Consider the following 13575-nt stretch of genomic DNA (forward strand, 5'->3'; position numbering starts at 1 on the left):
CGTCGCCTTAACCGGCCCGCATAAGCTCGTGCTTCATGCGGGCCGTGCTGATCGTCAACCCCACAGCCACTTCCACCACGCCGGCCGGTCGCGATCTGCTGGCCCACGCGCTCAAAAGCCGGCTGCAGCTGTCCGTCGAACACACCAATCACCGCGGGCACGGCAGCGAACTCGCGCAGAAGGCCGTCGCCGACGGCGTCGACCTCGTGGTCGTGCACGGCGGTGACGGCACGGTGAGCGGGGTGGTCAACGGTCTGCTCGGCCGGCCCGGCACGCTTCCGACCGGCCCGGTGCCGGCGGTGGCCGTGGTGCCCGGCGGTTCGGCGAACGTGCTGGCGCGATCGCTGGGCATCTCCCCGGACCCGGTCGCGGCCACCAATCAGCTCATCCAGCTGCTCGACGACCACCAGCGGCACGGAACGTGGCGCCGCATCGGCCTGATCGACTGCGGCGAGCGGTGGGCCGTGTTCAACACCGGCATGGGCGTCGACGCCGAGGTGGTGGCCGCGGTGGAGGCCGAACGCAACAAGGGCGGCAAGGTCACCGCGTGGCGCTACATCCGCGCGTCGGTGCCGGCCGTGTGGGCCTATACCCGCCGCGAGCCGATGCTGACGCTCGAACTTCCCGGCCGCGAACCCATTACCGGGGTGAGCTTCGCGTTCGTGTCGAACTCCAGTCCGTGGACGTTCGCCAACGAGCGGCCGGTGTGGACCAACCCCGGCTGCAGCTTCGAGTCGGGGCTGGGGGTGTTCGCGCCGACCAACCTGAAGGCGATCCCGACCCTGCGGATCGTCCGGCAGATGTTCGCAAAACGGCCCACGTTCAACTTCAAGCACCTCGTCACCGAGGACGACCTGCCGTGCGTCCGAGTTACCTCGACCGGAGGCGCCGTGGCCTGCCAGTTCGACGGGGATTACCTCGGCGTGCGCGAAACCATGACGTTCAAGTCGGTGCCCGACGCGCTGGCGGTGGCGGCGCCTCCTCAGCAGAAACGCCGCTGACCAGCGGCGACGCGGAAGGTGTGGCGCACGCGACAAAAAGCTACACCGGAGGTGGCCCGTGAGTGTAGTACAACGGAGTAAGGGCTTGACTACGAGATGATCAAAGTGAGATAGCCCACGAGCGAACTCACACTATTGACATCTGTTGAGCCTGTGAAACGATCAAAAGGTTGCATGCAGGGATTTACGTAGGGGCGCGGCCCCTTTTCCTCTGCACGCGTTAACAGCCGAAGAAATTGGCCGTGCGCCTTGCTGCGCACTCAGTAAGGAGTAAAGACGTATGGATTGGCGCCACAAGGCGGTCTGTCGTGACGAAGACCCGGAGCTGTTCTTCCCGGTGGGGAACAGTGGTCCGGCGCTCGCGCAGATCGCTGACGCGAAACTGGTCTGTAATCGGTGTTCGGTGACCACAGAGTGCCTGAGCTGGGCCCTGAACACGGGCCAGGACTCGGGCGTCTGGGGCGGCATGAGCGAAGACGAGCGGCGTGCGCTGAAGCGTCGCAACGCCCGGACGAAAGCCCGCAGCGGGGTTTAACCCAGATAACGCAAAACAGTGCGGCCTCGACGTTGTCGGGGCCGCACTCTTGCGTGTGGGCACGGCCACTTGCGGCCGCGCGGGTGCGCATCGGGGCGTGTGGCAGTGCGTCACGCCTACAACAACATTCGGGTCCGTCGACCGATGGGGACGCGCAACACCACATCGGTGCCGCGAGCCGCGGCCTGGGTCATGCCCAGGGTGCCGTCCAGCTCCGCCGAGACCAGCGTCCGCACGATCTGCAGGCCGAGGCTGTCGGAGGTCTCGAGGCTGAATCCGTCCGGCAGTCCGCGGCCGTCGTCGTGCACCACGACGTCCAGCCAGCGCGCGGAGCGCTCGGCGCGGATCGTCACCGAGCCTTCCTCGACCGCCGGGTCGAAGGCGTGCTCGATCGCGTTTTGCACCAGCTCGGTGATCACCATGATCAGGGCGGTGGCCCGGTCGGAGTCCAGCACGCCCAGATCGCCGACCCGGTTGATGCGGATCGGCCGGTCCACCGAGGCCACGTCGTTCATGATCGGCAGGATCCGGTCGATGACCTCGTCGAGGTTGACCTGCTCGTCCACCGACATCGACAGCGCGTCGTGCACCAACGCGATCGAGGACACCCGGCGCACCGACTCGATGAGCGCCTCGCGGCCCTCCGCGTTGGCCGTGCGGCGGGCCTGCAGGCGCAGCAGCGCCGCGACGGTCTGCAGGTTGTTCTTCACCCGGTGGTGGATTTCGCGGATGGTGGCGTCCTTGGAGATCAGGGCCCGGTCGCGCCGCTTGACCTCGGTGACGTCGCGGATCAGCACCGCCGCGCCGGCGCTGGCGCCGTCGACCACCAGCGGCAGCGTGCGCAGCAGCACGGTGGCTCCCCCGGCGTCGACCTCCATGCGCATGCTGCGCCCGCCGGCCACCAGATCCCGCACATGCTCGGCGACTTCCTGCGCCTCGAACGGGTCCGAGATCAGCGGGCGCGTGACCTCGATGAGGTTGTGCCCCTCCAGGTCGGCGGTCAGGCCCATGCGGTGGTAGGCCGACAGCGCGTTGGGGCTGGCGTAGTCGACGACGCCCTTGACATCGAGGCGGATGAAGCCGTCGCCGACCCGGGGGGTGGAGCGCGACATCACCACGTCCCCAGCGTCGGGAAAGCTGCCCTCGCCGAGCATGTGGACGAGGTCGCCGGCGCACTGCCGGTAGGCGATCTCCAGCTGCCCGGACGCGCGGTCGGCGGCCACCGCGGTCTGATGGTGGGTGAGCACGGCCACCACCTGGCCGCCGTACCGCACCGGGGACGCCTCGACGTGGGTGCCCGGCAGCCACGAATTCTCTTGCCCCGCAAAGTCATCCCGCTTGGCGGTGCCCGACGCGAAAGTGTCGGCGACGAGGGCCAGCCGCTCGGAGGCGAGGGCGGTGCCCACCGCGTCGGTCTGCAGCACCGTGGGCGCGGTATTGGGCCGGCACTGCGCCACGCACACCAGCACGCCGTCGTCGCGGCGCACCCACATCAGGTAGTCGGCGAACGACAGGTCGGCCAGCAGCTGCCACTCCCCCACGACCGCGTGCAGATGGTCGACCGCATTGCCCGGCAACATGGTGTGTTCGGCGAGCAGATCACCGAGAGTTGACATCGCTTACTCCCCGGGTCGTTCCCCGGCGGTCGGTCAAGGGGGCCTGGCCGGCTAGCTGATCACCGCGATGAGGTCGCCCGCCTGAATGACGTCGCCCACCGACACGCTCACCTTGCTGACGGTGCCGCCGACCTCCGCAAGGACGGGAATCTCCATCTTCATCGACTCCAGCAGCACCACGATGTCGCCTTTGCCGATCTGATCACCCTCGTTGACAACGACTTCGAGCACGCTGGCCACGATCTCGGCGCGCACATCCTCGGCCATCTTCACCCCACTCTTTTCGGCCTCTGCGCAGGCTGGCTGCTGGTCATCGCCGGTTGTCGGTCCATCGCTGGTTCTTGGTCCATCGCCGTTTGTTAATCGATCAACGTTCTATCAGGCTCGCCTACATCGAACCACAGGGCCCACCGGGACGACGGCCCACGGCCCCCGACCGCGCCCGCCGCGCGCGGCATCAGGCCGAAGACACTGCGCGGCACGTCTCATGAGAGACTGGACGGCAAGCCAACCGGCGCCAGGCGCCTGGTTTGACAAGCAATCAACGGAGGTTCCACCCATGGCCAAACGAGGCCGTAAGAAGCGCGACCGCAAGCACAGCAAGGCCAACCACGGCAAGCGGCCCAATTCCTAGGACGCTACTGCGCACCCCGGATGATGGTGGTGCGCCGGATCTCGAGCCGTAGGCGCTCGCGCAGCCCCTCGGGGGCCCTCTCGCCTTTGCACTTGGTGGCGATCAATGCCTTGATCCGCTCTTCGAGACCGTAGTGCTTGAAGCAGCCGGGGCACGCCTCGAGATGCTGACGCAGTTGTTCGCGGGTGTCCGGGCCGCATTCACCGTCGAGCAGCAGCCAGACCTGACGGATGACCTCCGCGCAGCCGACGCTGCCGTGGGACTCGTCGTTGGGGCACGCATCCGGCGAAGCACCGCCCTGACCGGCGAACTCGCTCATGACGACACCTCCTCGTGCGTCTGCTGACCGCGGTTGAAGCCCCGCTCCTTGGCGACGTCGGCCAACAGGCCGCGCAGTTGCCGTCGGCCGCGGTGCAGCCGTGACATTACCGTTCCGATGGGCGTATCCATGATCTCGGCGATTTCCTTATACGGAAAACCCTCGACGTCGGCGTAATAGACGGCCATCCGGAATTCCTCCGGCAAAGCCTGCAGCGCGTCCTTGATCTCGGAATCCGGCAGCGACTCCAGCGCCTCCACCTCGGCCGAACGCAGCCCGGTGGAGGAATGCTCGGCATTGGCGGCCAGCTGCCAGTCGGTGATTTCCTCGGTCGGGTACTCCGCGGGCTGGCGCTGCTTCTTGCGGTAGCTGTTGATGTAGGTGTTGGTCAGGATCCGGTACAGCCAGGCTTTGAGATTGGTGCCCGCCCGAAACGACCGGAAGCCCGCGTAGGCCTTCACCATCGTCTCCTGCAGCAGATCCTCGGCGTCGGCGGGATTGCGCGTCATGCGCAGCGCGCCGCCATAAAGCTGGTCCAGCAGGGGGATCGCGTCGCGCTCGAACCGTGCCGTGAGCTCAGCGTCCGTCTCTTCGGGCGCCGCGGGCTCGGTGATGGACGGTCCTGCCTCGCCGTCGCGGCCATCTAAAGAATCGGCCATATCGATTAACCCGGTCCCTTCTGCTGCGGTGTTACCGGAAAGCACCGAAAGCGCCACCGGACTCGCAAGGACGCCAGCCAACTGCTCCTCGCCTAACAGGCTCGTCGCCGTTGACACCACGCTGCTCCTCCCAATCTAAAGGCTCACTCCGACAGTGTCCGCCCGGGTGTGACTCACCGCATCGAAAAACCAATTGGATCAACCGCGCGCGCGATCCGCCTATTTCCGGGGCGGAATTCGGCCGGCAATATCGGTGCCCGCTCCCGGACGCAGACCCCGGGCGGACCGATTCCGGCGTGGCGTTAGTGTGACGCCATGTCCCTGAATGGCAAGACCATGTTCATCTCCGGCGCCAGCCGCGGCATCGGCCTGGCGATCGCCAAGCGCGCCGCCCAGGACGGTGCCAACATCGCCCTGATCGCCAAGACCGCCGAGCCGCACCCGAAGCTGCCCGGAACGGTGTTCACCGCGGCCAAGGAGCTCGAAGAGGCGGGCGGCCAGGCCCTGCCGATCGTCGGGGACGTGCGCGACCCGGATTCGGTCGAGGCCGCCGTCGCCAAGACCGTCGAGCAGTTCGGCGGCATCGACATCTGCGTCAACAACGCGTCGGCGATCAACCTCGGATCGATCACCGAGGTGCCGATGAAGCGGTTCGACCTGATGAACGGCATCCAGGTGCGGGGCACCTACGCGGTGTCGCAGGCCTGCATCCCGCATCTGAAGGGCCGCGAGAACCCGCACATCCTGACGCTGTCGCCGCCGGTGCTGCTGGGCCGGGAGTGGTTGAAGCCGACGGCGTACATGATGGCCAAGTTCGGCATGACGCTGTGCGCGCTGGGCATCGCCGAAGAAATGCGCGACGAGGGCATCGCGTCGAACACGCTGTGGCCGCGCACGCTGGTGGCGACGGCCGCGGTGCAGAACCTCCTCGGCGGTGACGAGGCGATGGGCCGCGCCCGCAAGCCCGACGTGTACTCGGACGCCGCCTACGTCGTCCTCAACAAGCCGGCCAAGGAGTTCACCGGCAACATGCTGCTGTGCGAGGACGTGCTGGTGGAATCCGGCGTCACGGACCTGTCGACCTACGACTGCATTCCGGGATCGAAGCTGGGCGTGGACTTCTGGGTTGACGGGGTCAACCCGCCGGGGTACTCCGGGCCGTAACAGGCGCGTCTGACCTTGGCCTCCGCCGCTACCCCGGCCATTGCCGCGTTGGTGAAAGCCGGTGTGCCGCACGAGGTCTTGACCTTCGATCACGACCGGCAGCAGCAATCGTTCAGCGCGGAGGCGGTCAACGCGCTCACCACAGCCGCCGGCATCGAACCCGGGCAGATCTACAAGACCCTCATCGTCGCGGCGCCGGACGGTCTGGCGGTCGCGATCGTGCCGGCGACCGCGCGCCTCTCGTTGAAGGCGGCCGCCGCGGCGCTGGGGGTCGCCAAGGCATCCATGGCCGAGGCTTCGGTCGCCGAGCGGACCACCGGTTACGTCGTCGGCGCGGTGTCGCCGTTCGGTCAGCGCAAGTGGTTGCGCACGGTCATCGACTCCAGCGCGCTGGGCTGGGAGCGGGTGTTCTGCAGCGCCGGCCGCCGAGGCTGGGAGGTCGCGGTGGCGCCAAAGGACCTGGTCCGACTCACCGGCGCGATCACGGCCGACATCAGCCGAACGTGACGACGACCTTGTCGGCGGCGCCCGGAGTTTGGGCGAGCTCGAGCGCCTCGCCGACGTCGCCGAATCCGATGGTGTGGCTGACGATCAGCGCGTACTTCTCCCAGTTCGCCACGAGATCTTTTGTCACCTCGAAGATTTCGTCGGGGTAACCCATGCTTCCGAGGAGCGTGATCTCGTTGCTCATCACGTTGATCAGGTCGACGGGCACCGGCTCTTTGTGGACGCCGACGATGCCCACGGTGGCGCCCCTTTGCGCCGCGGCGAGCGCGGTGTTGACGACGGCGGGCACACCGGCCGCGTCGAGATAGATGTTCGTGCCGGCCTTTCCGGGGTACATGCTCTCACCCGCGCCGTGCAGTTCGATCAGGCGCGCCACGACGTCCTCGTCGGCGGAGTTGATGACGGCGTCGGCGCCGATCTGCAGCGCCTTGTCCAGGCGGCCGGGGAGCAGGTCCACGACGACGACATGGCTCACGCCAAGGGATTTGAAGGCCAGTGTGGCGCCGAGTCCTATCGGCCCGGCGCCGAACACCACCACCTTGTCCGAGGGTTTGGGTCGGCAGCGGTTGGCGCCGTGGCGCGCGACGGCCATCGGCTCGTTGAGCGCGGCCACCTCCCACGGGATGTGGTCGGGGATGACCTCGAGACTCGTTCCGCGCACGGCGTTTTCGATGAGCAGGTAATCGGCGAGCGCGCCGCTGGGCCCGCCGTTGCCGATGATGCCACCGGGGGCGGCCATCGGGTTGATGACGACGTGGTCGCCGACGGCCAGGCCGCTCACCTGCTCGCCGACCTCGGCGATCTCCCCGGCGGGCTCGTGTCCGAGCGGCGTGTGCCCCTGCCGCGGGGGCAGCCCGCCGATGCTGATGTAGAATGCGTCCGAACCGCAGATGCCGCAGGCGCACATCCGCACCAGTACGTCGGTGGGGCCCACCGTGGGACGCTCGGCGTCGAGCACCTCGGCCTTGCCCGGGCCGGTGACCACGGATGCTTTCACGGCGCGCCCTCCAGTTCGATGTCGAAGGTCTCCAGATACTCGGCGAAGACCGGCTCGAGCGCCTCGACGGTCAGGCCGTATTCGTCGAGGCGATACGCGTTGAGCGCGAAGCGGTCCTGCGGGTGCTCGGCGAGCCAATTGCGCATGCGCCCTTCGGTTGCGGCGGGCAGCGGTTCGTCGGCCCAGTCGTAGATGCGCCGCATGACGTCCATCGGGTCGCGCATCATCTCGTGGTAGTACATGTGGAAGAAGCGTTCGTCGCCGATGCGCTCGCGGGCTCGCAGCGGCCGTTCGACGTGGTAGCGCATCTGCCACTTCGCGAGCTCGCCCATGTCCGTCTGGTCGACGAGGTCGGTGTTCATCACCAGGCTCTGGGGCAGCCGCCACAGGTTGCACAGCGACCCGGTCGCCTTGTACGGATCGCGGTGCGCCCAGATCAGCCGGGCGTCGGGAAACACCTTGAGCAGCGCCTCGATGTGCACGGAATGCGAGGGCATCTTCAGGCTCCAGTTGCCCGGCGCGGTGGACTGCAGGACCTGCAGGTAGCGCTTCTGATACTCGTAGGTGCTGCTCATGTCGGCCTCGTCGAACAGCCACCGCGCGTAGCGATCCGTCGGCAGGAACGAGTCCCAGGACAGGCCTTTGAAGTCCTGGTTGTGGATGAACATGTCCTCGGTGGGGCCGTCGGCGTCTTCCCAGTGCGGCAGCGGCATTTTCGCCTGGGTGACCAGTTCGAGGATCTTGCGCTGCTCCTCCAGCAGGCTCAGGCAACGCGGGTCGGTGCGCAGCGTCTCGGTGGAAGCCGGCGGGATCGGATCCACGCACTGCCAGTGCAGCAGCGAGCGCCGGGCCGGATCCTGGTCGAGCAGGTAGCTGATCACGGTGGTGCCGGTGCGCGGCATGCCGAGCACGATCAGTGGCCGCTCGACGGGCGTGTCCACTACGTCCGGGTGTGTGGTGATGTAGTCGTGGACCTGCATGCGGCGCCCGAGGGCGTTGGTGGCGTCGTCGAGGACGCGTTCACGGCCGAACGGCGTGAACGCCGGCGAGCTGTTGAGCTCGTCGAGCATGATCGCCAGCCCGTCTCGCCAAGAGTCGGAATCGATTTCGCTCAGGCCGGTGCGCTGCGCGGCCAGCTTGAAGACGTCGTCGGTGGTCGAGATGTCGTCGAAATCACCCATGGTTCAGACCGTCAGGTATCCGCCGTCGACGGCGATGGTGGTGCCGGTGATGTACGAGGCGGCGTCGGTGCACAGGAACAGCGCCGCGCCGGCGCAGTCCTGCGGCGTGCCGGGCCGTCCGAGGGGCGTGTGGAAGCCGATCTCGATGTCCATCACCTCGGGAATTCCCATGGCCGGATGGGTCATTCGGGTGTCGATGAGCCCGGGCGCGATGGCGTTGACCCGGATTCCGTCGTTGGCCCACCGCCGCGAGAGGTTCATCGTCAGGGCGATCAGGCCCATCTTCGAGGAGGCGTAGCCGGGGACGAACACGGCGGAGCGGAACGCGGACATCGATACGACGCTGACGACGCTCGCCCCGCCGGGGGCTTGGCTGGACTTGAGGCGGTCGTGGCAGCGCATGGTCAGCCGCATCGGGCCGAGCATGTTTTGCGTCACCGACGCGACGTAGCCGTCCGGGTCGTATTCGTCGCCAGCGGGATAGGGGCCGCCCGCGTTGTTGACCAGGATGTCCAGCTCGCCAAGCGAGTCCGCCAGGGCGTCAACCGATTCCGGATCCTGAATCTGACACTGGCGGTAGGTGTATGCGTTCAGATCCGTCTCGGGATAGTCCGCGGCGGACCCACGGGTGCCGGTCACCGTGACGGCGGCGCCCGCGCCGGCGAATGCGGCGGCGATGGCGTTGCCGATGCCGCTGGTGCCGCCGGTCACCAGCACGTGGGCGCCGGTGAAATCGAAGTTGACGGTGTTCATTCGGGCGACCTCAGTTCGTCGATGGATTTGGTGAGCCAGGCTTTTTCCCAGAAGTTCTCGGTGTCGGCCAACAGCGCTTCGTGGGCGTCGGCGGCGACCGCGCGTGCCGCCGCGTGCAACGGCTGGGCGGCCAGGATCAGGTCGGTGAGATGGATGGCCTGCACCGGTCTTCCGGCGGACACGTGCGCGCGGGCCGCGTCCACGAGCGCGTCGGCGCCGGCCGCGCTCACCACGTCGGCCGCGATGGAATCCGGTGGGATCCCATAGAGTTCGGTGGTGGAGCGATGCCGGAACCACCCGGTGTACATCTCCCAGATGGCCCGCACATTCCACGAAGTCTTGCCGTAGCCTTCGCCGATGTCGAGATGTTCGGGCACCGAGACCTCGCGCATCGCGGTGTGGATGTCGGCGCCGGAGTTCATCAGCTCGGCGGTGCGGTCGTGCACGGCCTGCATGGCGTCCCGCATCGCGGTGACTTCCTCCGCGATGCGATCGGCGCCCTCGATGGGGTCGAAGTGGCCGGTGATCAGCCGCTGCGGGCCGTATTCGAGCACGGTATTCAACGACTCGATGTAGAGGATCGGATCGCGGTAACGATCGCCGCGGATGGTCATCAGGTTCGGCACATGCCCGAACAGCGGTCCGAACAGGTTGCCGCTGAACAGGATCCGGTCCTCGGGCAGCCACATTACCAGCGCGTCGGTGGTCTCGCCGCCCGGCGTCCACGCGAGCTCGAAGGGGCGCCCGCCGACGGTGATGCTGTGGCGCTGGTCGAACGTCGTCGTCGGCTCGGGAAACGAGAAGTCGATGGTCGCGGGGTCGATGGTCCTGAAGTGCTCGAGCACCGCGTCGGAGAACTTCTGGAAGGCGAACGACGTCTTGGGCACGCGATAGCCCATGAGCAGCGTGTTGTCGTCGCGCCAGTACCGATAGTTGCGGTGCATCACCACGTTCGTGCCCTCGTCGCGCAGTGAATTCACCCCGCCCCAATGGTCGGCGTGCCCCTGGGTGACGACGATGGCCCGCGTCGGGCCGGGCACATCGACAAAAGCCTTGCGGTGCAACGGTCCTTCGAAGACCAGCCCGCTGTTGACGATGACCCGCCCCTCGTCGGTGGCCACCGCGTAGGTGTTGGAGACACCCGGCGACATCCAGATGCCGTCGTCAAGCGGTGTCGCGGGGGCGTCCGTCGCCGCCGAGAGGTCGCCGGCTCCGGGCCGCTCCCGATGAATCCCAGCCATGACTGGCGATCCTCTACAGTTCTAGAGGTAAAGTCAATATCCATGGGATTGCAGGGTCTGACCGACAAGGTGGTGGTCGTGGTCGGCGGCGCCACGGGCATCGGTGCGGCGACGGCCGCCCGCCTCGCCGAGGAAGGGTGCCGAGTGATCGTCGGCGACGTCGCCGCCGAGGCCGCGCGGCAGACGGCCGAACGCATCGCCGCCGGCGGCGGCACGGCGACGCACGTGGCCTTCGACCTGGCGGACCCAGCGTCGGTCTCCGGGCTGATCGACGCCGCCGCAACGACTTTCGGCGGTGTGGACCTGCTGTTCAACGTGGGCGCCGACATGAGCACCATCCGCGTCGACACCGACGTGGTGGACATCGATTTCGGCGTCTGGGACCGGGTGATGGCGGTCAACCTGCGCGGGTACGTGGCCGCGATGAAATACGCCATCCCGAAAATGCTGGACCGCGGCGGCGGGGCGATCGTCAACATGTCGTCGGCGGCGGCGTTCCAGGGAGAGTCCGCGCGCCCGGCCTATGCCACCGCGAAGGCCGGCATCGGTGCGCTCACCCGCCACGTCGCGTCGCGGTGGGGGAAGGACAACATCCGGTGCAACGCGGTCGCGCCCGGGTTCACCGCGACCGAGACCATCCGCTCGGTGCCGCAGTGGCCGGACCTGGAGGCCTGCGCGCTCAAGCGCATTCGCGGACCGCGCGTCGGCGCTCCGGGCGACATCGCCGCGCTGGTCGCGTTCCTGCTGTCCGACGAGGGCGAGTGGATCAATGGCCAGGTGGTCAACATCGACGGCGGCACCGTCCTTCGGTGACCCATGGCCGCCAGTACGAGGTCCCGCAAACGCGACGGCGATGAACGCCGCCGCGACCTGTGCGACGCGGCGATCCGGGTGCTCGCCGAGCACGGATCCCGCGGACTCACCCACGGGCAGGTCGACCGCTGCGCCGGCGTCCCCGAGGGCACCACGTCCTACTACTACCGCACTCGTGCGGCCCTGCTGCGCGGCGTCGGCAAGCGGGTGGCCGAAATCGATGTCGCCAACTTGCAGTCGGTGATCGACGAGCCGGTCGACCCGGTCTCGCCGTTCGCGCACCTGGCGCGGCTCGCCATGATGCAGGCCGACGGCTCCGGGCTGATGCTCAATCGCGCGCGTCACGAGTTGCTGCTGGGCGCCGCACGCGATCCCGATCTGGCCGCGACATCGCAGGTTTTCGTCGCCCGGGTCAACGCGATGGCGCGCGATGCGATCGCTCACCTGCAGCCCGACACCCGCGATCCCGAGTTGCTGGGCGAGCAGACCGCCGCCGTCACGACGTTCATCGCCGGCATCTTCACCCGACTGGCCGCCGGTGACCGCTCCGTCGGCGACGCCGAGCAACTCACCCGCATGTTGGAAGCGGTGGCCACCGCCGTGGCGCTCGCGGCTCAGCGACGTTAGGTGGCGGGGACGCCGGCCGGCGCGAAGCCGCCCGCGGGTGCGGTTACGGATATTGGAAACGTATAGCGAAATCCATTGTGTCACTGTGGTTTCTGTGGTCACAATACGGGGCTTTCTGTCGGTGGGTGTCGTTAGTTTGGCGGTGTGAGTTCAAGTAGTCAGGCTGAGGTCGATGCGGTGTTCGATGCGCTCGATGCCGAGGTGGACCGCGCCTGCGCGTTGGTGCTTGATGCGTTGACCATCCAGCAGCAGCTGGCGGTGTTGGAGCGCTGTGAACGGCTGCGCCGGCGCCTTCCGGTCATCGAGCATCCGCTGCTCAATTCCCTTGCCCGCCAGGTCCCCTCCCAAGAACTGGGCGCCGGGCTCTCCCACGCGTTGACCGAGCGCACCCTGATCAGCCGCAACGAAGCCTCCCGGCGCATCAAAGAAGCCGCCGATCTAGGTCAACGCCATGGCCTAACCGGTGAACCCATGCCGCCCGCCCTGGCCGCCACCGCCGCCGCCCAACGCGCCGGCACCCTGGGTGCTGGCCAGGTGGCGGTGATCCGCAACTTCTACCACCACCTACCCGGCTGGGTCAGCGCCGCGGCCCGCGAGGTCGCCGAAGCCCAACTGGCCGAGCTCGGCACCCAATTCGGCCCCGAACACCTCAAAGAGCTGGCCCGCGCGCTCACCAACACCCTCAACCCCGATGGCATCTTCACCGATGAGGACCGCGCCCGCCAGCGCGGCCTGATCCTGGGCAACCAACAGCCCGATGGCATGTCGGCGCTGCGGGGCCTGATCACCCCCGAGCTACGCGCCACCCTGGAAGCCGTGGAAGCCAAACTCGGCGCCCCAGGCATGTGCAACCCCGGCGACCAGACCCCCTGCGTGGATGGCACGCCCAACCAAGCCGCCATCGACGCCGACACCCGCTCGCGCGCCCAACGCCACCACGACGCCCTGCTGGCCGCGCTGCGCGCGCTGCTGGCCTCCGGGAAGCTGGGCCAGCACAACGGGTTACCGGCCTCCATCATCGTCACCACCACATTGGCCGAACTGCAGGCCGCCGCCGGGCGCGGCTTTACCGGTGGGGGCACGATTTTGCCGATGAGTGATGTGATCCGCCTGGGCCGCCACGCCAACCACTACCTGGCGATCTTCGACAAAGGCAACGCCCTGGCCCTGTATCACACCAAACGGCTGGCCTCACCCGGGCAGCGGATTGTGTTGTACGGCAAGGACCGCGGCTGCACCGCGCCGGGCTGCACCGCATCGGGCTACTACTGCGAAGTCCACCACGTCACCGACTACGCCAGCTGCCACACCACCGACATCAACGACCTCACCTTCGCCTGCGGCCCCCATCACCGCCTCATCAAACCCGGCGGCTGGAGCACCCGCAAAAACGCCAAAGGCGACACCGAATGGAAACCCCCACCAGAATTCGACCGCGGCCAACCCCACACCAACACCTACCACCACCCCGAAAAACTCCTGCGCGCCGACGACGACGACGAAGCCGACAATCACGGGGCCGCATGAC

At 67.6% G+C, this 13575-nt stretch carries 16 protein-coding genes; 8 read left to right on the top strand and 8 right to left on the bottom strand.

Features of this window, described 5'->3' with window-relative positions; translation table 11 throughout:
* Window positions 1-35: 35 nt before the first annotated feature.
* Entirely contained in the window at window positions 36-1001 is a 966-nt protein-coding gene (locus tag G6N26_RS11945) for a diacylglycerol/lipid kinase family protein (RefSeq protein ID WP_083020098.1), read from the top strand.
* A gap of 280 nt (window positions 1002-1281) precedes the next feature.
* The gene (gene whiB1 / locus G6N26_RS11950) at window positions 1282-1536 is read left to right on the top strand and encodes a transcriptional regulator WhiB1 (protein WP_066962223.1); all 255 of its coding nucleotides are present in this window, start codon (window positions 1282-1284) and stop codon (window positions 1534-1536) included.
* A 116-nt stretch (window positions 1537-1652) separates the two neighbouring features.
* Here whiB1 and G6N26_RS11955 read toward each other — a convergent pair whose 3' ends face one another.
* Together G6N26_RS11955 and G6N26_RS11960 are read right to left on the bottom strand one after the other, a co-directional pair.
* Window positions 1653-3152: a sensor histidine kinase gene (locus G6N26_RS11955; RefSeq protein WP_083020100.1), complete on the bottom strand. Its 1500-nt coding sequence runs from the start codon at window positions 3150-3152 to the stop codon at window positions 1653-1655.
* A 51-nt stretch (window positions 3153-3203) separates the two neighbouring features.
* Window positions 3204-3419, bottom strand: coding sequence for a biotin/lipoyl-binding carrier protein (locus G6N26_RS11960; RefSeq protein WP_007773063.1), 216 nt, complete (start codon window positions 3417-3419; stop codon window positions 3204-3206).
* A gap of 292 nt (window positions 3420-3711) precedes the next feature.
* On the opposite strand from G6N26_RS11960, the gene G6N26_RS26555 reads away from it, so the two are divergent.
* A complete protein-coding gene (locus tag G6N26_RS26555) occupies window positions 3712-3786 on the top strand; it encodes a 50S ribosomal protein bL37 (protein ID WP_085976515.1) in 75 nt (24 codons plus the stop codon).
* Between the two features lie 4 nt (window positions 3787-3790).
* Here the strand turns inward: G6N26_RS26555 and rsrA are convergent, their stop codons facing one another.
* Window positions 3791-4105 carry a mycothiol system anti-sigma-R factor gene (gene rsrA, locus G6N26_RS11965; protein ID WP_067167104.1) on the bottom strand — a complete coding sequence of 105 codons (315 nt, stop codon included), beginning with the start codon at window positions 4103-4105 and terminating at the stop codon, window positions 3791-3793.
* Window positions 4102-4764 (bottom strand): sigma-70 family RNA polymerase sigma factor, encoded by a 663-nt coding sequence (locus G6N26_RS11970; RefSeq protein WP_067167100.1) that lies wholly within the window; start codon window positions 4762-4764, stop codon window positions 4102-4104. The genes rsrA and G6N26_RS11970 overlap by 4 nt, the downstream gene beginning before the upstream one ends.
* Before the next feature lie 315 nt (window positions 4765-5079).
* Here G6N26_RS11970 and G6N26_RS11975 point away from each other — a divergent pair, with 315 nt between their 5' ends.
* Both G6N26_RS11975 and G6N26_RS11980 read left to right on the top strand, forming a co-directional pair.
* Window positions 5080-5928, top strand: coding sequence for an SDR family oxidoreductase (locus tag G6N26_RS11975; RefSeq protein ID WP_067167097.1), 849 nt, complete (start codon window positions 5080-5082; stop codon window positions 5926-5928).
* A gap of 15 nt (window positions 5929-5943) precedes the next feature.
* Window positions 5944-6435 carry a YbaK/EbsC family protein gene (locus G6N26_RS11980; RefSeq protein WP_083020102.1) on the top strand — a complete coding sequence of 164 codons (492 nt, stop codon included), beginning with the start codon at window positions 5944-5946 and terminating at the stop codon, window positions 6433-6435.
* Here the strand turns inward: G6N26_RS11980 and G6N26_RS11985 are convergent.
* From G6N26_RS11985 to G6N26_RS12000, 4 genes are read right to left on the bottom strand one after another with little or no spacing between them, the layout of a single operon-like run.
* Window positions 6422-7432: a zinc-dependent alcohol dehydrogenase gene (locus tag G6N26_RS11985; protein WP_083020104.1), complete on the bottom strand. Its 1011-nt coding sequence runs from the start codon at window positions 7430-7432 to the stop codon at window positions 6422-6424. The genes G6N26_RS11980 and G6N26_RS11985 overlap by 14 nt on opposite strands.
* Entirely contained in the window at window positions 7429-8613 is a 1185-nt protein-coding gene (locus G6N26_RS11990) for a sulfotransferase family protein (protein WP_083020106.1), read from the bottom strand. The genes G6N26_RS11985 and G6N26_RS11990 overlap by 4 nt, the downstream gene beginning before the upstream one ends.
* A 3-nt stretch (window positions 8614-8616) precedes the next feature.
* Complete coding sequence (locus tag G6N26_RS11995) at window positions 8617-9366, bottom strand: SDR family NAD(P)-dependent oxidoreductase (RefSeq protein ID WP_083020107.1); 750 nt, start codon at window positions 9364-9366, stop codon at window positions 8617-8619.
* Window positions 9363-10607, bottom strand: a complete 1245-nt coding sequence (locus G6N26_RS12000; protein ID WP_083020109.1) for an alkyl sulfatase dimerization domain-containing protein — start codon at window positions 10605-10607, stop codon at window positions 9363-9365. The genes G6N26_RS11995 and G6N26_RS12000 overlap by 4 nt, the downstream gene beginning before the upstream one ends.
* A 42-nt stretch (window positions 10608-10649) precedes the next feature.
* On the opposite strand from G6N26_RS12000, the gene G6N26_RS12005 reads away from it, so the two are divergent.
* The 3 genes from G6N26_RS12005 to G6N26_RS12015 all read left to right on the top strand — a co-directional run bounded on the left by G6N26_RS12005 (window position 10650) and on the right by G6N26_RS12015 (window position 13574).
* The gene (locus G6N26_RS12005; protein WP_083020111.1) at window positions 10650-11420 is read left to right on the top strand and encodes an SDR family NAD(P)-dependent oxidoreductase; all 771 of its coding nucleotides are present in this window, start codon (window positions 10650-10652) and stop codon (window positions 11418-11420) included.
* A 3-nt stretch (window positions 11421-11423) separates the two neighbouring features.
* The gene (locus G6N26_RS12010) at window positions 11424-12047 is read left to right on the top strand and encodes a TetR/AcrR family transcriptional regulator (RefSeq protein WP_067167073.1); all 624 of its coding nucleotides are present in this window, start codon (window positions 11424-11426) and stop codon (window positions 12045-12047) included.
* A gap of 144 nt (window positions 12048-12191) precedes the next feature.
* Entirely contained in the window at window positions 12192-13574 is a 1383-nt protein-coding gene (locus tag G6N26_RS12015; protein WP_163648792.1) for an HNH endonuclease signature motif containing protein, read from the top strand.
* The last annotated feature ends 1 nt before the right edge of the window (window position 13575 follow it).

This window comes from Mycobacterium marseillense, assembly GCF_010731675.1.
In the GTDB taxonomy this organism is placed as follows: domain Bacteria; phylum Actinomycetota; class Actinomycetes; order Mycobacteriales; family Mycobacteriaceae; genus Mycobacterium; species Mycobacterium marseillense.